Raw genomic sequence first — 21,083 nt, 5'->3', positions numbered from 1 at the left:
CGTGAATGAATCGTCGAAGAATTTACACGCAAGCCGCGCCAGGATCAAGCGGCATGTTCGGGCGCGCGTTCGAGCAGGGGGCGCGCGATGGTCGCCAGCCCTCGCTGCAACATGGTTTCGAGCCGCTGGAGTTGCTGTTCGAGCCGCTCGCGCTCCGCATGTAGTTCGGCCAGCTGCGGCTCCAGGGATTCCGCCGCCTGATGCACCCGTACGATGCCGTTCATGCGCAACTCGAGCTCGGTCTTCTTCTCTTTCAAGGCCGCCTCGAGCGGCAACAACGCCTGCCGGACCCAGGTGACCGTTTCGCGGTGCATCGCCGCCCAGCGATGCTGCACCTCGCTTCCGACCAAGGCGAGGAATCGTTCGATGACTCCCGACTTGGTATGCGCAAGCATGGTGCCCCAGCTGGCAAGCTGGCGTAAGGCCAAGGTACGCGCCGTCTCGAGCGACTCTCGGGCGGCGGCGAAATCGAGCGGCGCCGGTGGATTGCAGACGATGCCGTGTTCCACTTCGAGCTGGCGCATCATGGTGGTGAGCATCTCGTGTATCTCCGCCACCTTGGCCTGAGCCCGGTCGATGAGAGCGAACACCCGTGCGAAAAACTGCTCGATGCGCTCCCTCAAGTCGGAAGAAAACGCCGCCATCTCCATCTGATGGCGCACGTCGGCCAGCTCGAAACGAAAGCGCGACATCGCCACCGCGTCGAGCAACTCACGACAGAGTTTGACATAAACGGCGCGAGTGGCCTGATAACGGCGCAAGGCCGCATCGAATTCCTCTTTCTCCGTCTGGGCCTTGCGCAAGAGATACGCCACTCGGCTGCGGTTCTGGCCCCGAAGGGCGACCAGCTCCGACTCCTGTGTTCCCACGGCCGACAAGCGCTCGCGCAACATTCCCGCAGCCAACGAACCGATCTCGCGAAAGGCGGACTCCACCGCCTCGCGCGTGAGCGCCTGGCGTTTTCCGAGCAAATCCTGAGACAAGGCGTGTTCGAACGGTTCGATGCGGCTACGGCGCAGCAAGTCCCGTTCGCCATGGATGCGAGCGGCCAACGCCTTCTGCGCCGAGAGGGGGAAGACATGCTCCGGGCGCACCGCCAGCATGCGCGCCACGGAGTCGACCTGGGCGGCGATCTCGCGCTCGATCTCGTCCTCGGTGCGGATACCGTCCCACAGCGAATCGATCTTGTTGAGCGCAATCAGACACCCTTCGTCGGGGTCGACGCGCGATTCGAGCACGTAATGGCGCCAGATCTTCATGTCGCTCTGGGTGACGCCCGTATCGGCGGCCAGCACGAAGACCACGGCGTGGGCCTGCGGCAAAAGCGAGAGCGTCAGTTCCGTTTCGGCGCCGATGGCATTCAACCCCGGCGTATCGAGAATCACCAGCCCGCGGGCGAGCAGCGGATGCGGATAGCGCACGATGGCATGGCGCCAGGCGGGCACTTCCACGAGGCCGTCTTCACCCGGCACCAAGCCGGCCTCGCCGCTGGGGTCGATGTGAAAACCCAAGAATTCTGCCTCGTCGACCGGGATACGCCGGGTCTCGCCCACGCGTTCGAGCGCCCGTTGGACGGAGGCGAGGTCTTCTGGAGTGTAGGACTGCACGCTCCAGCACTCGCGGCGACGTCGCGCCTCGTGCAGTGAAACGATCTCGCGGCGCGTGTCGATCGGTAGCAACAAGACTTCGGGACGCGCTCCCTCGTACCATTCGATCTCGGTGGGGCACATCGTCGTACGGCCGCTGCGAGAGGGCAAGGCCCGTGCACCGAGCGAAGAAAAGACGAGTGCGTTGATCAGTTCCGACTTGCCCCGAGAAAATTCCGCCACGAACGCCAGGCGCAGACACTCCTCGCGCAGGCGCTCACGGGCCGCCTCGAGCCTGCCAGCGAACGCTTCGTCCGCCACGCCCAGGGATTCCAGCGTGCGGGCAAGAGATTCCAGCGCCTCGAGCGCCTCTCGACGCCATTCGTCATAGGCCGTGAAATACCGTTCGAGACTCACCGCCGATCCCCAGGCATGGAAACACCATATAAGCTTACCATGCCCCTCATCCACTGCGTTGGCACGAGGGACAGAAAAAGGTACCCCGTCCTCCTTGTGTCACCCGGCGCACCGGCGTAGCGCAGCGCGGACACGGCTCCCCTTCGCGCCCATACACCGCGAGCCGGCCGCGATATTCGCCTCCCTTGCCCTCCACCGTGCGGTGATCGCGCAGGGTCGTGCCGCCGGCGGCGATCGCCGCCTCGAACACCGCGCGCAGCGCCGCGATCAGCCGCGCCCAATCGCCCTCGTCGAGCGACTCCGCCGGCCGACCCGGCGGGATACCGGCAAGAAAGAGCGCTTCGCAGGCGTAGATGTTGCCCGCCCCCACCACCACGTCGCCCGCGAGCAGCACTTCCTTGACCGCCCGCCGCCGTCCCTGCACCTTGGCGCGGGCCCAAGCCGGGGTGAGCCGCTCGTCCCACGGCTCGAGCCCCAGGCGCGCCTCCAGGGTCCGTTCGGCGGCTGCATCGAGTGGCTCGACGAGGCCGAAACGCCGCGGGTCGGTATAGCGCAGCAAAGTTTCTGCAAACAGAAAATCCAGGTGATCGTGCCGCCCCGGCGGCACGTCCGGCGCCACAAACGCGATCCGCCCGCTCATGCCCAGATGCACGAGCAGCGTCCCCTCGTCGAAGCGCCACAGCAGATACTTTCCCCGCCGCTCCACCCGCAGCAGCCGCCGCCCGACCCAGGAGGCGAGCGAAGGAACCGGCCGGCGCAGGCGCGGCTCGCGCACCCGCACTTCCGTCAGGATTTTCCCGACGAGGCGCTCCTCCACGCCGCGGCGCACCGCCTCCACTTCGGGCAGTTCAGGCATCTCACCCCCCCAGATGCTGCAGGGCGAGCAACACGCCCATCCCCGCGAGGAAAGGCACCCACGGATTGCGCCAGCGAAGCACCACGAGCACCACCGCCGCGGCGGCAACGAGGCGCGGCGAGAGAAAATCCAATGGCTGTCCCGTCCCCCCCACCAGTTCCGGCGCGATCAGCGCACCCAGCGCCGCCGCTGGCGCGAAGCGCAGGAAGCGCTGCATGCCCGCCGGCAGACGCACCCGCTCGCCCGCGAGCAGGAACGCCCCCCGGGTGAGCCAGGTGGCAAAGAACATCAATGCGAAGATCCCATAGAGTCGCCACTCACCCATCATCGCTCCCGAGCAACGCCTTGCTGTCGCCGTTCGAAAAGATAGCCCGCCACCAAGCCGACGATCACGGCGGCGATCACCCCGGTACGCAGCGGCAAATCCCGCAGCAGCAAAGCCGACGCACCGGCAGCCAAAGCCGTGACCAGCATCACCCGTTCCCGGCACATGGGGACGAGCAGCACCAACAGGGCAATGGTTCCCATGAATCCCAGCGACCAGTGCTCCGGCACCCAACTCGCCCCCACGATCCCGACGAGCGAAGCGATCTGCCACGTCCCCCAGCACCACAGGCCGGCGCCGAGGAAACGCCCCCAACGTCGCTGGGCGTCCTGTTCCTGGAGCAGACCGGGTCCCTGGACGAGGAAGACCACATCCACGAGCAGATAACTACCCAAGGCGCGGCGCGCCCAAGGTTGATCGTGGAACGCCGGGGCCATCGCCGCGCTGTAGATGACGAAACGCAGGTTCAAGATCGCCGCGGTGGCCAGGATCAGCCACACCGGAGCCTCGCTCACGAGCAGCGGCAAAGTGCCCAGCTGGGCGGTCGCCGCGAAAACGAGCACGTTCATCGCCAAGGATTCGCCGATCGAGAGGCCGCTGGCGCGCATGGCGATGCCCGTGGCGATCGCCCAAGGCACCAGCCCGAGGGAAAAGGCCAGAATTTCACGGCCCCCTTCGCGCAGACCCATTCGGAGCGTGGACATCACCCTCTCCTCGAGGTGCCCGGCGAACGCCGCCCACCGGAGCCAACCCGCCCCCCCGGTGCATCCTGCCACGGCACCAGCTGATCCGGCCGATTGCCGATCAGGTCGCGCCGCCCCATCTTCAGCAGCGCCTCACGAATGAGGGGCCAGTTGGCCGGATCGTGCCAGCGCAGCAGCGCCTTGTGCAGCCGCCGACGCCGCCCCTCGCGCACCACCTCCACCGTCTCGCCGCGCGCGAGCGGCCGCAGCGGATTGCGCCCGCTGTGGTACATCGCCGTGGCGAGCGCCATCGGCGTGGGCAAAAAAGTCTGCACCTGATCGGGGCGAAAACCGTTCTTCTTCAGCCACAGCGCCAGGGCCACCATATCCTCGTCGGTGGTCCCCGGATGCGCGGCGATGAAGTACGGGATCAGCTGCTGGTTCTTGCCCGCCTCGCGTGAGAACCGCTCGAAGAGAGCGCGGAACTGCTCGAACGTCTCCACCCCCGGCTTCATCATCTTGGAGAGCGGCCCCGGCTCGGTGTGCTCCGGTGCGATCTTCAGCCGCCCGCTCACGTGGTGGGTGACGAGCTCGCGCACGTACTCGGGCGAGCGCACCGCCAGATCGTAGCGCACGCCCGAGCCGATGGTGATGCGCTTCACCCCCGGCACCTGCCGCGCGCGGCGATAGAGCTGCACGAGCGGCGCATGGTCGGTATCCAGGTTCGGACAGATGCCGGGATAGACGCAGGACAGGCGCCGGCAATGGCGTTCGATCGCGGGGTCCTTGCAGCGCATCCGGTACATGTTCGCCGTCGGGCCGCCCAGGTCGGTCACGTGCCCGGCAAAGCCCGGCGTGCGGTCGCGGATCGCCTCGATCTCGCGCAGGATGGAGTCTTCCGAACGGCTCTGGATGATGCGCCCCTCGTGCTCGGTGATGGAACAGAACGTGCAGCCGCCGAAACAGCCGCGCATGATGCTCACCGAGAACTTGATCATCTCCCAGGCAGGGATGTGCGCTTGCCCATAGCTCGGGTGGGGTCGTCGCGCATAGGGCAGACCGTAGATGAAATCCATCTCGGCGGTGGATAGCGGCAGCGGCGGCGGATTGACCCACACCTCGCGCGCCCCCGGCCCTTCGCCGTGGCGCTGCACCAGGGCGCGGGCGTTGCCCGGGTTCGACTCCAGGTGCATCACCCGCGAGGCGTGCGCATAATGGAGGGGATCATCGCGCACCGACTCGAACGAAGGCAGACGCACCACCTCGCGGCTACGGTCGCGTTTCGCGCCCACGGGCTCTGGCGCATCGGAAGGCTGCGGCACGGGCGACAGGGGGCGCACGGCATAGGGGTCGGGCGGCGGCATGGGACGTCCGGGCGCCTCGATCTCGCTCGCGTCGATCTCGCGCCAGTCCGCCTGCGGTTTCCAGCCCGGCGGCACCGCGAACACCGTGCCGCGCAGATCGCGGATCGAACCGATCGGCTCGCCCGCATCCAGCCGACGCGTGAGCGCGAGCAGAGCCCGCTCCGCGTTGCCGTAGAGCAAAATATCGGCCTTCGCGTCGAGCAGCACCGAGCGGCGCACTTTCTCCGACCAGTAATCGTAGTGCGCCAGCCGCCGCAGGCTCGCCTCGATTCCCCCCAGCACCACCGGCACGCCGGGAAACGCCTCGCGCACCCGCTGCGCGTAGACGATCACCGCCCGGTCCGGGCGCTTGCCCGCCACCCCGCCCGGCGTATAGGCATCGTCCGAACGGATGCGCCGCTCGGAGGTATAGCGGTTGACCATGGAATCCATGTTACCGGCGGTGATGCCGAAATAAAGGCGCGGGCGCCCCAACGCCTTGAACGGCTCGGCGCTGTGCCAATCTGGCTGGCTGAGGATACCCACGCGGTAGCCGTGCGCCTCCAGGAGACGCGCGAGCAGCGCCATGCCGAAACTCGGATGGTCGATGTACGCGTCCCCCGTCACCAGGATCACGTCGCACGCGTCCCACCCCAGCCGCTCCATCTCCGCGCGCGTCATCGGGAAGAACGGCACCGGCGCCCGGGCGCTCGCCGGCGCGATGATCGTCTCTCCGTTCCAAACTTCCGTCTGCCGCATCGTTCCTCATCCTTCGCCCGCCTTGCCGGGTCCATCGATTCCCATTATCCTACACAAGGAACGTTCCTGGAGCGAACTGCCCATGCCCCTTTGTCGTGCCGGTACCGTCGGTCTCTTCGCCACCTGCCTGATGAACGCGATGCGGCCCAACATCGGCTTCGCCGCCGCGCGGCTCCTCGAAGACGCCGGCTGGCGGGTCGAAGTTCCGCGCGAGCAGACCTGCTGCGGTCAGCCCGCCTACAACGGCGGCGACGAAGACGCCGCCCGGGCGCTCGCACGGCGCACCATCGCGCAATTCGAGGCGTTCGACGCCCTCGTGGCTCCCTCCGGCTCGTGCCTTGCCACCCTCAAGTACGACTACCCCCGGCTGCTACGCGACGACCCGCTCTGGGCCGGCCGCGCCCAGGCGCTTGCCGACAAATCCTGGGAACTCCTCACCTTTCTCCACGAACGGGTTGGTGCTGAGCACATCCGCAGCCGCTTCCCCCATCGCGTCACCTACCACGACAGCTGCTCGGGGCTGCGCCAGCTCGGCATCCGCGAAGCGCCACGCGCGCTCCTTGCCCGCGTCGAAGGGCTGCAACTTGTCGAAGCCGAAGAGCGCGAAGTCTGCTGCGGATTCGGCGGTACCTTCAGCGTCAAATACCCCGCCCTCTCCGAGCGCCTGGCCGAGAACAAGGTACAACGGCTCCTTGCCACGCGCGCGGAGGTCGTGCTCGGCGGCGACCTCGGCTGCCTCCTGCACCTCGCCGGTCGGCTTTCCCGCATCTGCGCCCCGGTGCGCGTCTATCACACGGTCGAAGTGCTCGCTGGCCTCGCCGACGGCCCCGGCATCGGCCAGGCCTGAACGGAGCGATCCCATGCAGATCCGTACCCGTGAGTTCGTCCCCCGTGCCACTTTCGCGCTGCACGACCCCAACCTGCAGCGCGCGCTCGCCAAAGCCGCCGACGGGTTCATCGGCAAGCGCGCCAAGGCCATCGCCGAAGTCCCCGAGTTCGAGGCCCTGCGCGAAGCCGCCAGCGCCCGCAAGGACGAGATCCTCTCCGAGCTCGACCTCTGGCTCGAACGCTTCGAAGCGCGCGTACACGCCTTGGGCGGTCAGGTCCACTGGGCGCGCGACACCGAAGAAGCCCGCGCCATTGTGCTCGCCCTATGCCGGCGCGCTGGTGCCAAGACGGTGGCCAAGGGCAAATCCATGGTCTCCGAAGAGATCGGACTCAACGAAGCGCTCGCCGCCGACGGGCTCGAAGTGATCGAAACCGATCTGGGCGAATACATCGTGCAGCTCGCCAAGGAGCCCCCCTCGCACATCATCGCTCCGGCCGTACACAAAACCAGGGAACAGATCGCCGAACTCTTCGCCGAACACCACGGCGGCCCGCCGAAGACCACCGTCCCCGAGCTCGTCACCGAGGCGCGGCTGCAGCTACGGCGCAAGTTCTTCCGCACCGACGTCGGCATCACCGGCGCGAACTTCCTCATCGCCGAGACCGGCGCCTCCGTCATCGTCACCAACGAGGGCAACGGCGACCTCACGCAGTCGCTCGCCCGCGTGCACATCGTCACCGCCGGCATCGAGAAAATCGTCCCCACCCTGGAAGACGCCACCCTCTTCCTGCGGCTGCTCGCGCGCAGCGCCACCGGGCAGGACAGCGAAACCTACACCACCTACTCCATGGGCCCGCGCCGCGCCGACGATCCCGACGGTCCGCAGGAATACCACGTCGTGCTCGTCGACAACGGCCGCAGCCGCATGCTCGGCGGCCCCTGGCGCCCCATGCTGCGCTGCATCCGCTGCGGCGCCTGCATGAACCATTGCCCCGTCTATGGGGCCATCGGCGGGCACGCCTACGGCTGGGTCTACCCCGGCCCCATGGGTTCGGTGCTCACGCCGCTCTTCGTCGGGCTCGACACCGCCTACGACCTCCCCAACGCCTGCACCCTCAACGGCCGCTGCGGCGAAGTCTGCCCGGTGAAAATCCCCCTGCCCGATCTCATCCGCGAAGTACGCCACGCCCAGCAGCGCGACGGCCTGCACCCCCCGGCGGAGCAGCGCGTCAAGGCCCTGTGGCAGCGCGCCGCCGAACGCCCCGCCCTCTACCACGGGCTCGAGCGCCTCGCCGTGCGGCTGCTTGCCACCCTCGGCCGAAAAGGACGCATCCGCCGCCTGACAGGACTCCACGCATGGACGGACGCGCGCGACCTCCCCGCCCCCGCTGGCCGTACCTTCCTCGAACTCTGGCACGCCAAAGGCCGCGACGAATGAACGAACCCGATCCCCTCGACCCCGCCCTCGCCGCCCGACGCCGCGACACCGTGCTCGGCGCGATTCGCCGCAACCTCGGCCGTGACGCCGCCCCGCCCGCGCCCGAATTCCCCTTGCCCCCGGTGCACCCGCGCATTGCCGTGCCCGACGAAGATCTGGTCGAACGCTGGCGCCGGCGCTGGGAAGCCCGCGGCGGCACCAGCGCCCTCGTGCCCACGAAAGCATCCGCGGTCGAGCACCTCGTCGCTTGGTGCCGCGAACACGACCTCCCTCCCCCCACCCACGCCGCCCGGCCCCTGCTCGAACTCCCCTGGCCCGCCGACTGGTCCCTCGACCCCGGCCCCGCCGGCATCGACACCCAGAGCGCCGTGAGCCTCGCGTTTGCCGGCATTGCCGAAGTCGGCAACCTCGCCTTCCTCTCCGGCCCGGAAAGCCCCGTCACCCACCTCTTCGTGCCCGACAACCACTTCATCCTACTCGACGCTGCCACCATCGTGCGCCACTTCGAAGACCTCTGGCAGCGCCTGCGCCACCACCTCGCTCCCGCTGGCGGCGACTGGCGCGAGCGGCTGCCGCGCACCATCAACTTCGTCGCCGGCCCCTCCCGCACGGGCGACGTCGAACAGACGATCCAGCTCGGCGCGCATGGACCGAGACGGGTGCATGTGGTGATTTTTTCAGAATGACGGTGCCCGGATGCCGACCGTATTGCGCCAAGGCTCTTTGAGGATCGTCATCTATACGAACGATCACCGTCCAGCTCATGTCCATATAATTGACAGCGGGCGAGAAGCGACTTTCGACCTGCACTGCCCCGACGGTCCGCCAGAACTTCGGCTCACCTTCGGATTCGATCGACAGTCACTCAACCGAATCCGGAAAATGCTGGCCGACCGGCTGGCTACACTCTGCCACCAATGGAGGCAAATTCATGGAGATTACTGAAGAATCTTTCATTCAGGCCCAGCAAAGGATGGAGGAATTGCGGCAACGCGGTCATGCGATCTGCGCACACTATGACCCCGCAAAAAACCGCATCGTCATTGGTCTCAATACGGGCATGGAAATTTCTTTTCCTCCTGACCGCGTTCCCGGATTGGGCGATGCCACGGCAGAAGAGCTTGCCGCCATCGAAATCAGCCCATCCGGACTGGGGCTGCATTGGCCACGACGCGATGTCGATCTCTTTCTTCCCGCCGTGTTACAAGGTGAATTCGGTTCGCGGACTGCCCTGATTCATGGCTGAAACGAAGCACCAGGTCGCAGAATCCGTGAACGTTTGCCCTCGTCTCCTACTACCCCCGACACTGGAGCCCCCCATGACCGATCAAGCCTATACCCCGCCGCGCGTCTGGAAGTGGGAACAACCCAGCGGCGGACGATTCGCCAGCATCAACCGCCCCGTGGCCGGGCCCACGCACGAAGCCGAGCTGCCCGTGGGCAAGCACCCCCACCAGCTCTACTCGCTCGGCACGCCCAACGGCCAAAAAGTCACCATCCTCTTCGAAGAGCTGCTCGAAGCCGGCCACGCCGATGCCGAATACGACGCCTGGCCCATCGACATCATGAAAGGCGAGCAATTCTCGACCGGGTTCGTCGCCATCAACCCCAACTCCAAGATTCCGGCCCTGCTCGACCGCAGCACCAATCCTCCGACGCGGGTGTTCGAATCCGGCGCCATCCTGGTCTATCTGGCGGAAAAATTCGGCCAATTCCTCCCCGCCTCGGGTGCTCCGCGGGCCGAGTGCCTCTCCTGGCTCTTCTGGCAAGTGGGTTCCGCCCCCTACCTGGGCGGAGGCTTCGGGCACTTCTACGCCTACGCGCCCATCAAGCTGCAATACCCCATCGACCGCTTCGCCATGGAAGTCAAGCGCCAGCTCGACGTGCTCGACCGCAACCTCGCCCAACGCCGCTTCATGATCGGCGACGAATACACCATCGCCGACATGGCCATCTGGCCCTGGTACGGCGGCCTCATCCTGGAAAACCTCTACGACGCCGCCGAGTTCCTGCAGGTCCACAGCTACAAGAACGTGGTGCGCTGGGCCAACGAACTCGCCGAGCGCCCCGCCGTCCAGCGCGGCCGCCGCGTCAACCGCATCCGCGGACCGGAATCGCTGCGCCTGCCCGAGCGGCACGGACCGGAAGATTTCCTCGTTTCCTGAGCGCTTGCGGCAAGACGAACCTTGACAAGGGACTGTGGGCCGATTTTAATAACTGTTGTTAGTCATCAGGAGATACTGCAATGCCGACCAGTGTGGCACTCAGCCCCCATTTCGAAGCCTTCATCCGCCAGCTGGTGGAGTCGGGCCGTTTCAACAACGCCAGCGAAGTGGTGCGCGCCGGACTGCGCCTGCTCGAAGAGCATGAAGCCGAACAGGCGGCCAAGCTGCAAGCCCTGCGCGAAGCCGTGGCGGTGGGTCTGGCCAGCGGACCGGATCTTTCGGAGGAAGAAGTGTTCGACCGGCTGGAGGCGAAGTATCTCGCCATGGCTGAAGCGGCCGAAAGAACCTGATTGGTACGGCTTATCTTTCTGCCGCAGGCCGAAGCGGATACGGCAACTACCTCGTGCTGTTTTTTGAAGAGCCTGGCCTGGTGCGGATCGTGCGGGTGCTGCACGGGGCCATGGACGTCGAAGCGCAGTTCGCCGAAAAAATCTCTCTCCCGACACCAAAACCGACACAAAAATCTAGTCGAATCTTTGCGCGGCCGCCGCGTCCACCGCATCCGCGGGCCGGAATCGCTGCGCCTGCCCGAGAGCGGCACAGGTCGAAATATTTCGGGCGCTGCAGCGACGCTGCACCGGATCATTCCATGCCGTTGCCGGAGCCGGCGCGAACCGCTACACTTCATTCCCACGCAATAACGGAAACGCGGCGCCTGCCGGGTTTCCCTTTCCAAGAAATGAGCGCCCATGCCAACACTGAACTGGATCGGCAAAGACGCCGTCGTCAAGCATCACAAGGACGTCCCGTTCCGACTGCTGGAGCCGGTCGCGGATCTTTCCTGCGGCCCGGCGGATTCGGGCAACCTCATCGTGCAGGGCGACAACCTGCACGCCTTGAAGGCGCTGCTGCCGCGCTACGCCGGCCAGGTGAAATGCATCTACATCGACCCGCCCTACAACACCGGCAACGAGGGCTGGGTGTACAACGACAACGTCAACAGCCCGGAGATTCGCAAGTGGCTGGGCGAGGTGGTCGGCAAGGAAGGCGAGACCCTCGACCGCCACGACCGCTGGCTGTGCATGATGTACCCGCGGCTGGTGCTCTTGAGGCAGTTCCTGCGCGAGGATGGCGTACTCCTCATGTCTCTTGACAGCAATGAGCACCGCTATGCGGAGTTGTTGCTCGATGAGATCTTCGGAGCCTCGAATCGAATAGAGACCTTTATCTGGAAAAAGAGCTACGGCGGCGGCGCGAAGTCGAAGCAAGTTGTCAACCTGCACGAGTACATCCTCTGCTTTGCGCGGAACAAGAGGCTTATAGGGGAAATCGAACTTCCCCCGAGCGACAACATAAAGCGTTATTACAAGTTTCAGGACGAGAAGTTCGAATCCAGAGGACCATACCGATTACAGCCGCTTGCCACGAACAGCATGGATTCGCGCCCAAACCTCCGGTATCCGATTCCTTTCGAAGGCGAAGAAATTTGGCCGGAAAAGCAATGGCAGTGGTCCAGAGAGCGAACACTTGCCGCATTGGAATCCAATGAACTAGTCATCAAGAAGGTACGTGGAAAATGGTCTGTGAACTACAAGCAGTATCTTCGTGATGCAGATGGCGAAGAACGCGGATCAAAGCTCTATTCGATTATTGAGTCGATATACACACAACAGGGCACAAACGAACTGAAGGCGATGTTCGGTGATGGAAAGACATTCGATTTTCCAAAGCCATCCGCGCTTATAGCGAGATTTCTTCAAGCATTTACGGATCGCAATTCACTTGTGTTGGATAGTTTCGCCGGCTCCGGCACCACGGCCCACGCGGTTCTGAAACAAAACGCCGAGGACGGCGGTAAGCGCCGTTTCATCCTGGTCGAGATGGACCCGGGCATCGCGCAAAACGTCACCGCCGAGCGCGTGCGCCGGGTGGCGCAGGGCTACACCAATGCCAAGGGGCAGGCGGTGGCAGGGTTGGGCGGCGGATTCCAGTTCTGCCGCCTCTGCCCCGAGCCCTTGTTCGACGCCGACGGCCAAATCCGCGGCGACGTGACCTTTGCCCAGCTCGCCGAATTCGTCTGGTTCGTGGAAACCGGCACGGGCTTTAGCGGCACAGCCGACTCGCCGCTCCTGGGCATCTTTGAGGGCCGGGCCATTTATCTCCTCTACAACGGCATTCTCAAGGACAAATCGGCGGACGGCGGCAACGTGCTCACCAGCGCCGTGTTCGAGGCGCTGCCGCCCTTCGCCGGCCCAAAAGTGATCTACGCCGCCGCCTGCCGCCTGGGCAACGCACGGCTGGCGCGCGAGGGCATCATCTTCAAGCAAACGCCCTACGCGCTGGAGATGTGAGCCATGCAGGCGCGCAAGGTCATCATCATTGCCGGGCCAAACGGCGCGGGCAAAACCACGTTTGCGCGCGAATTTTTGCCCAACGAGGCCGGTTGCCCGGTGTTTGTGAACGCCGACCTGATCGCCGCGGGGCTAGCACCATTTGCGCCGGAGAAGGCGGCCGTACAGGCTGGTCGCCTGATGTTGCAAGAACTCTCGCGGCACTTCGCGGCTCGCGAGAGTTTCGCGTTCGAGACCACGCTTGCCGGGCGCGGCTACGTACACCACATCCGCGACTGGCAGGCGGCTGGCTACCGGGTCAAGCTGATTTTTCTGCAGCTCGACAGCCCCGAGGAAGCCATAGCCCGTGTCGCGCAGCGCGTCCGTCAAGGCGGACACGCCATTCCTGAAGCGACGATCCGCCGCCGCTTTGCGGCCGGCCTGGAAAATTTCCAACGCCTGTATGCCCCGCTGGTGGACGCTTGGGCGCTGTATGACAACGCCGGCGCCACGCCGGTATTGCTGGACTGGAGCGAGAAGCCATGAATCCACGACCGATCGAAACCGCGCAGGATGAGGACTTGCGCCTATCACGTCAGGCCATGCAACGCGCCGCCCTACGTGCCTGGGAAATCGCAGCGCGGACCGGTACGGCCATCATCATCCGCCGTGCCGGCGCGATCGAGGCGGTACGGCCCCAAGAGCTCGAACCGCCGCAGCTGCAGCAGACACTGCACGCGCCAGACACGGGAAAGCCATGACCCCCTTCACCCCCAAAACCTACCAGCAGCAGGTGCTGGACAGCGTGCAGGCCTACTTCACGGCGTGCCATGAGCTGCCTTCGCCTTCGCTCGCCTTCACCGCCACCACCGAACGCCTGTGGGGGCGCGGTAATCCGTACCATGCGCTCGTGGGCTTTCCGGCGGACATGCCGTATTTCTGCCTGCGCGTGCCGACCGGCGGCGGCAAGACCTGGCTCGCAGCAAAAAGCGTGCAACTCGTCAATACCCATCTCTTGCGCTCCCAGTACAGCGTGATTCTTTGGCTGGTACCGAGCAAACCCATCCGCGAGCAGACCCTCAAGGCGCTGAAGGATCGTGCGCATCCCTATCACGCCGCGCTGCGCGAGGCGGGGCCGGTGACGGTGCTCGATCTGGAAGAAGCCAAGAGCGTGACGCGCGCCACGCTGGACACGTCCACCACGGTGATCGTCGCCACGCGCCAAGCCTTTCAGGTGGAGGACGAGGAATGCCGCAAGGTGTATCAGTCAAGCGGCGCGCTGATGCACCACTTCGACAATCTTGTGCCCAGCCAGCGCGATGCCCTGCTCTCCGAGGGCGAGGGCAGCGAGCGCACCGTGCCCTATTCGCTCGCCAACGTGCTGCGCCTGCGCCGGCCGTTCGTGATCGTGGACGAGGCGCACAACAGCCGCACGGAGCTCGCCTTCGACATGCTGGCGCGCTTTCGCCCGAGCGGCGTGATGGAGCTCACCGCCACGCCCGATCTCACGCGCACGCCGAGCAACGTGTTGCACAGCGTCTCGGCGGCGGAATTGAAAGCGGAGGAAATGATCAAGTTGCCGGTGTTGCTCGAAACCGAGCCGAACTGGCAGCAGTGCCTCGCCGATGCGCTCACCCGGCGCGAGACGCTGCACCGGCTGGCGGAGGAAGCCCGCCGCGCTGGCGCGCCCTACCTGCGCCCGGTGGTGCTGATTCAGGCCGAAGCTCGCCGCGCCGGGGTGGAAACGCTCGATGTGGCGCGCGTAAAAAACGAGCTGATCACCAACCACGGCATTCCGCCCGAGGAGATCGTCGTGGCCACGGGTGAGGAAAAGGGGTTGGAAAGCATCGACACCTCGTACCCCAAAGGGATTGCCGACCCCGCCTGTCCGGTGAAATTCGTCATCACCCAGAAGGCGCTCGCCGAGGGTTGGGATTGCCCGTTTGCCTACATTCTGGTGAGCATGGCCGAGCTGAAATCGGCCACGGCGGTGGAACAGCTGCTGGGGCGCATCCTGCGCCAGCCGAACGCGCGCCACTTTGCCGACCAGCGCCTCAATCAATCCTACGCATTCGTGGTGTCGCGCAACTTTGCCGAAACAGCGGCCGCGCTGCGCGACCGGCTGGTGGCCGGGGCCGGCTTCGAGCGGCGCGAGGTGGCCGAATTCGTGGCTGCGGCTTTGCCGGAGCAGGCGCGTCTCGACCTGGAAGCTCACGCCGGGCGTGTGGTGGTGCGGCCGGTGGCGGTGACGCTGCCGGAAAAGCCCGACCTCAAAAGCGTGCCGAAACCGGTGCGCGACAAACTGAGCTGGGACAGTGCGCTCAACACCCTGACCCTGCACGCGCCGCTCTCGGAAGATGAAACCGAAGCGCTCAAGGCATCGGTCACTTCCGCAACGGCAGCCGCGGCCATTGAGGAAGCTGCCGAAAAGAGCCGCACGACGGCGATCGAGTTTTTTCAGACACCGGCCGAACAGGGTGAGCGCTTTCGCGTGCCGCAGCTGGCCTTGCGCGTGCAGGGCAAGTTGCAGCTCTTCGACGATCCGGAAGTGCTCGAATATCCGTGGAACCTCTCGCTCTACGACGCCGAACCGACGGCCGGCGAACTCGCAGCCTTGGGTGCGGCGCTCAAGGTGGCCGAGGGCGGCGAAATCGACGTCGACGCGGGTGGTCACGTGGTGTCGCGTTTCCTGCCCGAATTGCAGCGCGACCTGGGTCTCGTGTATCCACCCGAACACTGGAACGAAGTGCGCCTCGCCGCCTGGTTGTGCCGCAACCTGCCCGAACCGTCGCTGACCCACGAGAACAAGCAGGCGTTCGTCGCCGCGTGGCTCACGGCCTTGCTGCGCCGGGAAGGATTCACGCTGGCACGCGCCAACCTGCAGAAGTTCCTGATCCGCAATCTATTGGAGGCGCGCATTCGCGAACTACGCAGGCAGGCCGTCCGCAAAGCCTACCAGCAGACGCTCTTTGGTGACGATGCGGCCTCGCGCGTGACCGTGACCGATCAGTACGCCTTCGAGTTTCACGCCTTGGCCTACGCGCCCAGCCGCGACTACGACGGCCGCTTCGGGCATTTCGACTTTCGCAAGCACTTCTACGGCCGCATCGGCGACTTCGACAGCAAGGAAGAGTTCGAATGCGCCTGCCAGTTGGATATGTGGGCGCAGCAGGGCCGTATCCAGTTCTGGGTGCGCAACCTCGTTCGGCGAGAAGGCAGTTCGTTCTTCTTACAGAAGGCCGACGGCCGATTTTACCCGGATTTCCTGTGCCAATTGCCCGGCACAGCAGACGCGCCGGGGCCAATTCTGGCGGTGGAATACAAGGGCGCGGATCGCTGGAACGCCGCCGAAGATGACCGCCTGATCGGCGGCCTGTGGGCCAGCCTGTCGCAAGGCCGCTGCCGCTTCGTGATGGTCACAGACAAGCGCTGGGAGTGGATCGAAGAAAAACTGGGGTGAAGAAACCGAGTATCGAGTATGAACGTGAAAAAGACACCTCCAACGTGGAGCGACGTCAAGGCCAAACTCGCCGAACTCGACCGCGCCGGGTTGATCGGGCTGGTGCATGACCTGTACGCGGCCAGCAAGGAAAACCAGGCTTTTTTGCACACTCGATTTGCATTGGGTGACGACCCGCTCAAGCCTTACAAAGCGACGATCACGCAATGGATCAACCCTGCCGACCCCCCCAAGCCGCAGTCCGTGGCCAAGGCCAAGAAAGCCATCAGCGATTACAAAAAAGCACTGGGCCAGCCGGAGGCCTTGGCCGAACTGACGGTATTCTATTGCGAGGAAGTATTTGCGTTTCTGGCCGTTTGCGGCATGGAGGACGAAGGCTTTTACGACGCGCTCGTGAACATGTTCGAGCAGGCGCTGAAGTACGTGCTGGCCTTGCCCGAGCCGCAGCAGGCGCCTTTCTTGGTCAGACTCGACCGAGTGCGCCAGCTGGGCCAAAACGTCGGCTGGGGCGTGGGCGACAACTTCAACGACTTGTGGCTGCAGGCGGGTTTGGGGTAGGTGAAAAGCGAGGCTTGCTTTGCAATGTTCCCCTGGATACCCTACACAACAGGGAACAAGGCAAGCGCAGCCCCATGGGGGCCGCCAAAGCGCCACTCAAAATAATATTATTGGACACAGCGCCGGAGGCGGCCTTGGCCGCATTGCTCTAAACAACGGCTACGCAACCCATTCTCTTGAAAAAGGAGTCATCATGAAAGCTAGCGCCCGCAACCGCCTGCGCGGCACGGTGAGCAAACTGGTGCCGGGTGCGATCAACACGGAAGTGGTGCTGACTCTACCCGGCGGCAGCCAGGTGCACGCCGTGATTACCAGCGAAGCCGTGCGTGAGCTGGGCCTCGAGGAAGGCCGTCCCGCAACCGCGCTCATCAAGGCCAGCCACGTGGTGCTGGGTGTGACGGAGTGAGCCCTCGGAACATGGGAAATTCCGAAAATATAACACGCTGCGCATTGCCGACGAACATAGGCTGCCCTTCGATGTGAAGGCGTTCAACGCCACCACGAACTATAATGAAAACAAGAACCTCATCGATAGTTTTTGAACCATGCCATCCGTGACCATCCGAAACCTGCCTGACGAGGTGCATCGTGCCATCCGAGCGCGGGCCGCTCGACATGGCCGCAGCATCGAGGCCGAGTTGCGCGCCATCCTGGAGGCGGCCGTACGCCCGCAGAACCGGGTGAAGCTCAGGTCGATGCTGGCCGCCGCCGGCCGCGAGGTCGGTTTGACCGAAGAGGATTTCGCCCTGCTGGAGAGCGTGCGCGAACAGACCCCGGCCAGAGCAGCGAGCTTTGAATGATCCTGCTCGATACCAACGTGGTCTCGGAGCCGCTACGCCCTGAGCCCAACGTCCGAGTCATCGACTGGCTCGATGCGCAACCCCTGGAAACGCTGTACCTGTCCGCGATGACCGTGGCCGAGCTGCGCGCCGGCGTGGCATTGATGCCGGCAGGGCAGCGGCGCGACAAGCTGAATGACTGTCTGGAAAAGAGCGTGCTGCCACCGTTTGCCGGTCGCGTGCTGGCGTTCGACCTGGCGTGCACGAATTCTTATGCCTATGTGCTGGCGACGGCCAGACGTTCAGGCAGTGGGATCGGAACAGCCGACGGGCTCATCGCAGCCGTGGCGGTTGCCAACGGATTGATCGTTGCCACGCGCAATACCTCCCCTTTCGAAGCAGCAGGACTAATCGTGATCAACCCTTGGGAGGGTTGATCTTTAACGCGGTCCATGGACGCCATGGGCCTGGATCCCATCCGGTTCCATCACCATGCTTTGCCAAAAGGAGTCTTCCGCCATGTCCGCTCTGTTTTCCCCGTTCACGCTCAAGGAGGTACGGCTGCGCAACCGTATCGCCGTCTCGCCGATGTGCCAGTACAGCGCCGAGGAGGGCGTGGCCAACGATTGGCACACGGTGCATTATGCGAGCCTCGCCCGGGGCGGGGCCGGTTTGGTGGTGGTCGAGGCGACGGCCGTCTCGCCCGAGGGGCGCATCACGCCCCATTGCCTGGGGCTGTGGAACGACGCCCAGGCCGAAGCGCTCGCGCAGGTGGCCGCCGGCATCAAGAAAGCCGGCGCGGTGCCCGGCATCCAAATCGGCCACGCCGGCCGCAAGGCGAGCGCCAATCGCCCCTGGGAAGGGGACGATCACCTGCCCGAGGACGATCCCCGCGCCTGGACACCGATCTCGCCTTCGGCCATTCCCTTCAGCGCGAACCTGCCGCGCGTGCCGCGCGAGATGACGCTGGAAGACATCTCCCGGGTACGGCGCGACTTCGTGGCCGCGGCCCGGCGGGCGCTGGAAGCCGGGTTCGAATGGTTGGAGCTGCACTTCGCCCACGGGTATCTGGCGCAGAGTTTCTTTTCAGTGCATGCCAACCGGCGCACCGATGCCTACGGCGGAGACGCCGAGCGGCGCGGCCGTTTCCTGCGCGAGACGCTGGCGGCGGTGCGCGAAGTCTGGCCCGAGCGGCTGCCGCTCACGGCGCGTTTCGGCGTGATCGAGTTCGACGGCCGCGACGAGGAGACGCTTGCCGAATCCATCGAACTGGCGCGCGCCTTCCGTCGGCTCGGGCTCGACCTGCTCGACGTGAGCATCGGCTTTTCGACGCCGGCGGCGAAGATCCCCTGGGCGCCGGCCTTCATGGTGCCGATCGCGGCGCGGGTGCGCGAGGCCACGGGCCTACCGGTGGCTTCTTCCTGGGGCATCGACGTGCCGGCCACGGCCAACGAGGCGGTGGCGCGCCAACGGCTCGACCTCGTCATGGTGGCGCGCGCCCATCTCGCCAATCCGCACTGGCCCTACAAGGCGGCGCTGGAACTGGGCGAGGAGCGGCCGTCCTGGGTCCTGCCGGCGCCCTACGCCCATTGGCTGGAGCGTTACGGCAGAGCGTGAGTCGTACGAACAAACGAAGGAACACCCACTTATCGCTCAGCCATGTCCAGCTTTCAGAGAAAAATGGGTGTCCCTTCTGGTGGGGTGTTTGGGGTGTCTTCCTCGGGAAAGCCTCAGCCCTCAGCCAAACCGTGCCAGGCGAGGGCTGTTTCGGCGCCGAAGGCTCGGTACGAAGCCGCCCTCACTGTTCGACTTCGAGATCCTTGAAGCGCGGTCTGCCGACATTCCAGGGCTTGATCTTCTCCCCCTTCTCGCCCCAGTTCGCGTGATCGCCCAGTCGATGGCCATCCACCTCACGCACCTTGCCGTAGCTGCTGAACTTGTGAAAAGTAGGACCGAACTTCTCCAATACCTCGTCTACGCTGCCCTTGTAGCGCGGATCTTGAGGACGCTCCTGTTGGGTTATGTAGTAGGCGATGTCCCACGCCTCCTGATCGGAGAGTGATAGCGGCTGGCCCAGCGGCATGTTGTTTTTGATGAACCCGGCCATGGTGTGGGTGCGCACGATGCCCGCTCCCCAGTTGTTGGAGCCGTCGCCCCAGGGGGGTGGAAAGACGTATTTTCCGCCCTGGTAAAGGCCGGAGCCGTCTTTGCCATGGCAGATCGCACATTTCTCCATGTAGAGCGCCTCGCCGTTGGCATAGCTCAAGCTCGCTGGACGCTGCGGCGCCGGGAATCCGCGGCCGTAGATCGGCTGGTCGGGGTACATGGGCACCCCCTTGGCCAACCACTGGTGGTAGGCCGACAGCGCCAGCATATCGTCGCTGCCGTACTCCGGCGGGGTGCCGTTCATGGAGTAGGCGAAGCAGTCGGCGATGCGTTCCTCGAGGTTGTTGACGTGGCCGTTCTTGTCGCGATAGTCGGGCAGGGTGACCGCCGCCGGCCATACCGGACCACTGAAGGGCATACGCCCCTCGCCCAAGTGACAACTGGAGCAGTTCATGTCGTTGAAGACGTTTTTGCCGCGCAACTGCTGGGTGTTAGTAAAGAGGTCGTGGCCACGACGGATGACGGCCTTCAGTTTGGGATGAATGTTGGCGGCTTCGAGGTCGGCCATGGTCGGCGGCACATGGACCAGCTCCCCCTCCTTGGGTGCCGGAAAGCCCATCTTCACCAGAGTGTCGACCGCCGGAGGCAGTGGATCGGCGAATGCAGCCAGGCTGACACCTGCAGCCAAGGCGGCGCCGGCCACGGCTAGGGTTTTCTTGTTGCGTTTCATGCTCTGCTCCCCCTCATTTCTTGGACGTCACGGTCTGGCTGGCCAGCCAGGCGGAAACGGCGCGGATGTCCTCGTCGCTCATGCGCTTGGCGATGGCGCCCATGAGGTTCTGCGGGTCGTTGCTACGCTTATCGGCCTGCCAGGCGCGCAGCTGGTTCTCGATATAGCCGGCGTGCTGGCTGGCGATGCCCGGAAAAGTACTCCCCGCGCCCTGGTTGCCAGGACCATGGCAGCTCTTGCAGGGGACGATGTATTTGTCCCAGTCGCCGTGCAGAGCGAGCTGCTCACCGCGGGCGAGCAGCTCGGCATCGACGTCGCCGCCCTGAGCCGGGGTTACGGGCATCTGGCTGTAGTAGGCCGCCACATCGGCGATCTGCTGGTCATCGAGCATCTTGGCGAAGGGAGCCATGGTGGCGTTCTGGCGACGCCCCGCCTTGAAGTCGTGCAGCTGCTTGGCGAGGTAGTCGGCATCGAGCCCTGCCAGGCGGGGCCAAGACTCCCCGCCCGGTATGTTCATGCCGCTCCCATCGGCTTGGTGGCAGGCCGTGCACGTGGCTGCCACCGCCCGACCGCGCTTGGCATCCCCTTCGAATGCCAGGGCTTGGCCGGAAACCAGGAAGATGCCCAGCAGCAGGCCGAGCCCATTTGCGATCTTCTTGTTGGTCATAGAGATGTTCCTCCTGTGTCGTGGGCCTCGAAGACGCATCGAATAGCCCGCT

At 64.9% G+C, this 21,083-nt stretch carries 23 protein-coding genes; 16 read left to right on the top strand and 7 right to left on the bottom strand.

Features of this window, described 5'->3' with window-relative positions; translation table 11 throughout:
* Positions 1 to 44: 44 nt before the first annotated feature.
* Genes EPD80_RS05020 through EPD80_RS05000 form a run of 5 tightly spaced genes read right to left on the bottom strand, consistent with a single transcriptional unit; the run spans position 45 to position 5,891 of the window.
* Positions 45 to 2,003: a dynamin family protein gene (locus EPD80_RS05020; protein WP_185957714.1), complete on the bottom strand. Its 1,959-nt coding sequence runs from the start codon at positions 2,001 to 2,003 to the stop codon at positions 45 to 47.
* Positions 2,004 to 2,049: 46 nt separating this feature from the next.
* Entirely contained in the window at positions 2,050 to 2,859 is an 810-nt protein-coding gene (gene mutM, locus EPD80_RS05015) for a bifunctional DNA-formamidopyrimidine glycosylase/DNA-(apurinic or apyrimidinic site) lyase (RefSeq protein ID WP_142809961.1), read from the bottom strand.
* Position 2,860: 1 nt separating this feature from the next.
* Complete coding sequence (locus EPD80_RS05010) at positions 2,861 to 3,187, bottom strand: AzlD domain-containing protein (protein ID WP_142804851.1); 327 nt, start codon at positions 3,185 to 3,187, stop codon at positions 2,861 to 2,863.
* Positions 3,184 to 3,888 (bottom strand): AzlC family ABC transporter permease, encoded by a 705-nt coding sequence (locus tag EPD80_RS05005; protein WP_221928856.1) that lies wholly within the window; start codon positions 3,886 to 3,888, stop codon positions 3,184 to 3,186. Before EPD80_RS05005 ends, EPD80_RS05010 begins: the two co-directional genes overlap by 4 nt.
* A complete protein-coding gene (locus tag EPD80_RS05000) occupies positions 3,888 to 5,891 on the bottom strand; it encodes a YgiQ family radical SAM protein (protein ID WP_142810169.1) in 2,004 nt (667 codons plus the stop codon). Before EPD80_RS05000 ends, EPD80_RS05005 begins: the two co-directional genes overlap by 1 nt.
* Positions 5,892 to 6,051: 160 nt before the next feature.
* Here EPD80_RS05000 and EPD80_RS04995 point away from each other — a divergent pair, with 160 nt between their 5' ends.
* The 16 genes from EPD80_RS04995 to EPD80_RS04915 all read left to right on the top strand — a co-directional run bounded on the left by EPD80_RS04995 (position 6,052) and on the right by EPD80_RS04915 (position 19,145).
* The gene (locus EPD80_RS04995; RefSeq protein ID WP_142809959.1) at positions 6,052 to 6,816 is read left to right on the top strand and encodes a (Fe-S)-binding protein; all 765 of its coding nucleotides are present in this window, start codon (positions 6,052 to 6,054) and stop codon (positions 6,814 to 6,816) included.
* Positions 6,817 to 6,829: 13 nt separating this feature from the next.
* Positions 6,830 to 8,236 carry a LutB/LldF family L-lactate oxidation iron-sulfur protein gene (locus EPD80_RS04990; RefSeq protein WP_142809957.1) on the top strand — a complete coding sequence of 469 codons (1,407 nt, stop codon included), beginning with the start codon at positions 6,830 to 6,832 and terminating at the stop codon, positions 8,234 to 8,236.
* A complete protein-coding gene (locus tag EPD80_RS04985) occupies positions 8,233 to 8,922 on the top strand; it encodes a LutC/YkgG family protein (protein ID WP_169114679.1) in 690 nt (229 codons plus the stop codon). The genes EPD80_RS04990 and EPD80_RS04985 overlap by 4 nt, the downstream gene beginning before the upstream one ends.
* Positions 8,923 to 8,932: 10 nt before the next feature.
* Complete coding sequence (locus tag EPD80_RS11570) at positions 8,933 to 9,181, top strand: DUF4160 domain-containing protein (protein WP_142809953.1); 249 nt, start codon at positions 8,933 to 8,935, stop codon at positions 9,179 to 9,181.
* Positions 9,168 to 9,482 carry a DUF2442 domain-containing protein gene (locus EPD80_RS04975; protein WP_142809951.1) on the top strand — a complete coding sequence of 105 codons (315 nt, stop codon included), beginning with the start codon at positions 9,168 to 9,170 and terminating at the stop codon, positions 9,480 to 9,482. Before EPD80_RS11570 ends, EPD80_RS04975 begins: the two co-directional genes overlap by 14 nt.
* Positions 9,483 to 9,555: 73 nt before the next feature.
* Positions 9,556 to 10,401 carry a glutathione-dependent disulfide-bond oxidoreductase gene (gene yghU / locus EPD80_RS04970; RefSeq protein WP_142809949.1) on the top strand — a complete coding sequence of 282 codons (846 nt, stop codon included), beginning with the start codon at positions 9,556 to 9,558 and terminating at the stop codon, positions 10,399 to 10,401.
* Between the two features lie 80 nt (positions 10,402 to 10,481).
* Positions 10,482 to 10,751 carry a type II toxin-antitoxin system ParD family antitoxin gene (locus EPD80_RS04965; RefSeq protein WP_055422496.1) on the top strand — a complete coding sequence of 90 codons (270 nt, stop codon included), beginning with the start codon at positions 10,482 to 10,484 and terminating at the stop codon, positions 10,749 to 10,751.
* Between the two features lie 399 nt (positions 10,752 to 11,150).
* Positions 11,151 to 12,752 (top strand): site-specific DNA-methyltransferase, encoded by a 1,602-nt coding sequence (locus EPD80_RS04960; RefSeq protein ID WP_142809947.1) that lies wholly within the window; start codon positions 11,151 to 11,153, stop codon positions 12,750 to 12,752.
* A gap of 3 nt (positions 12,753 to 12,755) precedes the next feature.
* Positions 12,756 to 13,277 carry a zeta toxin family protein gene (locus EPD80_RS04955; protein ID WP_142809945.1) on the top strand — a complete coding sequence of 174 codons (522 nt, stop codon included), beginning with the start codon at positions 12,756 to 12,758 and terminating at the stop codon, positions 13,275 to 13,277.
* Positions 13,274 to 13,492: a hypothetical protein gene (locus EPD80_RS04950; RefSeq protein WP_055422493.1), complete on the top strand. Its 219-nt coding sequence runs from the start codon at positions 13,274 to 13,276 to the stop codon at positions 13,490 to 13,492. The genes EPD80_RS04955 and EPD80_RS04950 overlap by 4 nt, the downstream gene beginning before the upstream one ends.
* The gene (locus EPD80_RS04945) at positions 13,489 to 16,191 is read left to right on the top strand and encodes a DEAD/DEAH box helicase (protein WP_142809943.1); all 2,703 of its coding nucleotides are present in this window, start codon (positions 13,489 to 13,491) and stop codon (positions 16,189 to 16,191) included. The genes EPD80_RS04950 and EPD80_RS04945 overlap by 4 nt, the downstream gene beginning before the upstream one ends.
* A gap of 18 nt (positions 16,192 to 16,209) precedes the next feature.
* Positions 16,210 to 16,749 carry a hypothetical protein gene (locus EPD80_RS11325; protein WP_185957713.1) on the top strand — a complete coding sequence of 180 codons (540 nt, stop codon included), beginning with the start codon at positions 16,210 to 16,212 and terminating at the stop codon, positions 16,747 to 16,749.
* 193 nt (positions 16,750 to 16,942) lie between these two features.
* Positions 16,943 to 17,155, top strand: coding sequence for a TOBE domain-containing protein (locus EPD80_RS04930; protein ID WP_142809941.1), 213 nt, complete (start codon positions 16,943 to 16,945; stop codon positions 17,153 to 17,155).
* A 139-nt stretch (positions 17,156 to 17,294) separates the two neighbouring features.
* Positions 17,295 to 17,549 (top strand): FitA-like ribbon-helix-helix domain-containing protein, encoded by a 255-nt coding sequence (locus EPD80_RS04925; RefSeq protein WP_142809939.1) that lies wholly within the window; start codon positions 17,295 to 17,297, stop codon positions 17,547 to 17,549.
* A complete protein-coding gene (locus EPD80_RS04920) occupies positions 17,546 to 17,965 on the top strand; it encodes a type II toxin-antitoxin system VapC family toxin (RefSeq protein ID WP_142809937.1) in 420 nt (139 codons plus the stop codon). The genes EPD80_RS04925 and EPD80_RS04920 overlap by 4 nt, the downstream gene beginning before the upstream one ends.
* A gap of 82 nt (positions 17,966 to 18,047) precedes the next feature.
* Complete coding sequence (locus tag EPD80_RS04915; protein ID WP_142809935.1) at positions 18,048 to 19,145, top strand: NADH:flavin oxidoreductase/NADH oxidase; 1,098 nt, start codon at positions 18,048 to 18,050, stop codon at positions 19,143 to 19,145.
* 181 nt (positions 19,146 to 19,326) lie between these two features.
* Here the strand turns inward: EPD80_RS04915 and EPD80_RS04910 are convergent, their stop codons facing one another.
* Positions 19,327 to 20,364 (bottom strand): c-type cytochrome, encoded by a 1,038-nt coding sequence (locus EPD80_RS04910; protein ID WP_142809933.1) that lies wholly within the window; start codon positions 20,362 to 20,364, stop codon positions 19,327 to 19,329.
* Between the two features lie 13 nt (positions 20,365 to 20,377).
* Positions 20,378 to 21,031: a c-type cytochrome gene (locus tag EPD80_RS04905; RefSeq protein WP_142803644.1), complete on the bottom strand. Its 654-nt coding sequence runs from the start codon at positions 21,029 to 21,031 to the stop codon at positions 20,378 to 20,380.
* Between the last annotated feature and the right edge of the window lie 52 nt (positions 21,032 to 21,083).

It is taken from the genome of Tepidiphilus olei, assembly GCF_006980705.1.
GTDB lineage: Bacteria > Pseudomonadota > Gammaproteobacteria > Burkholderiales > Rhodocyclaceae > Tepidiphilus > Tepidiphilus olei.
This window is presented reverse-complemented; position numbering and strand designations above follow the sequence as displayed.

Bases quoted from the DNA above. Each gene is read 5' to 3' on its own strand.
- EPD80_RS05005 (WP_221928856.1), bottom strand. From the start codon at position 3,888: ATGTCCACGCTCCGAATGGGTCTGCGCGAAGGGGGCCGTGAAATTCTG.
- EPD80_RS04975 (WP_142809951.1), top strand. From the start codon at position 9,168: ATGGAGATTACTGAAGAATCTTTCATTCAGGCCCAGCAAAGGATGGAG.
- EPD80_RS05000 (WP_142810169.1), bottom strand. From the start codon at position 5,891: ATGACGCGCGCGGAGATGGAGCGGCTGGGGTGGGACGCGTGCGACGTG.
- EPD80_RS04915 (WP_142809935.1), top strand. From the start codon at position 18,048: ATGTCCGCTCTGTTTTCCCCGTTCACGCTCAAGGAGGTACGGCTGCGC.
- EPD80_RS04955 (WP_142809945.1), top strand. From the start codon at position 12,756: ATGCAGGCGCGCAAGGTCATCATCATTGCCGGGCCAAACGGCGCGGGC.
- EPD80_RS04965 (WP_055422496.1), top strand. From the start codon at position 10,482: ATGCCGACCAGTGTGGCACTCAGCCCCCATTTCGAAGCCTTCATCCGC.
- EPD80_RS04910 (WP_142809933.1), bottom strand. From the start codon at position 20,364: ATGAAACGCAACAAGAAAACCCTAGCCGTGGCCGGCGCCGCCTTGGCT.
- EPD80_RS04905 (WP_142803644.1), bottom strand. From the start codon at position 21,031: ATGACCAACAAGAAGATCGCAAATGGGCTCGGCCTGCTGCTGGGCATC.
- EPD80_RS04990 (WP_142809957.1), top strand. From the start codon at position 6,830: ATGCAGATCCGTACCCGTGAGTTCGTCCCCCGTGCCACTTTCGCGCTG.
- EPD80_RS04950 (WP_055422493.1), top strand. From the start codon at position 13,274: ATGAATCCACGACCGATCGAAACCGCGCAGGATGAGGACTTGCGCCTA.
- EPD80_RS11325 (WP_185957713.1), top strand. From the start codon at position 16,210: ATGAACGTGAAAAAGACACCTCCAACGTGGAGCGACGTCAAGGCCAAA.
- EPD80_RS04995 (WP_142809959.1), top strand. From the start codon at position 6,052: ATGCCCCTTTGTCGTGCCGGTACCGTCGGTCTCTTCGCCACCTGCCTG.
- EPD80_RS04925 (WP_142809939.1), top strand. From the start codon at position 17,295: ATGCCATCCGTGACCATCCGAAACCTGCCTGACGAGGTGCATCGTGCC.
- EPD80_RS04960 (WP_142809947.1), top strand. From the start codon at position 11,151: ATGCCAACACTGAACTGGATCGGCAAAGACGCCGTCGTCAAGCATCAC.
- EPD80_RS05010 (WP_142804851.1), bottom strand. From the start codon at position 3,187: ATGATGGGTGAGTGGCGACTCTATGGGATCTTCGCATTGATGTTCTTT.
- mutM (WP_142809961.1), bottom strand. From the start codon at position 2,859: ATGCCTGAACTGCCCGAAGTGGAGGCGGTGCGCCGCGGCGTGGAGGAG.
- EPD80_RS04930 (WP_142809941.1), top strand. From the start codon at position 16,943: ATGAAAGCTAGCGCCCGCAACCGCCTGCGCGGCACGGTGAGCAAACTG.
- EPD80_RS04920 (WP_142809937.1), top strand. From the start codon at position 17,546: ATGATCCTGCTCGATACCAACGTGGTCTCGGAGCCGCTACGCCCTGAG.
- yghU (WP_142809949.1), top strand. From the start codon at position 9,556: ATGACCGATCAAGCCTATACCCCGCCGCGCGTCTGGAAGTGGGAACAA.
- EPD80_RS11570 (WP_142809953.1), top strand. From the start codon at position 8,933: ATGCCGACCGTATTGCGCCAAGGCTCTTTGAGGATCGTCATCTATACG.
- EPD80_RS04985 (WP_169114679.1), top strand. From the start codon at position 8,233: ATGAACGAACCCGATCCCCTCGACCCCGCCCTCGCCGCCCGACGCCGC.
- EPD80_RS04945 (WP_142809943.1), top strand. From the start codon at position 13,489: ATGACCCCCTTCACCCCCAAAACCTACCAGCAGCAGGTGCTGGACAGC.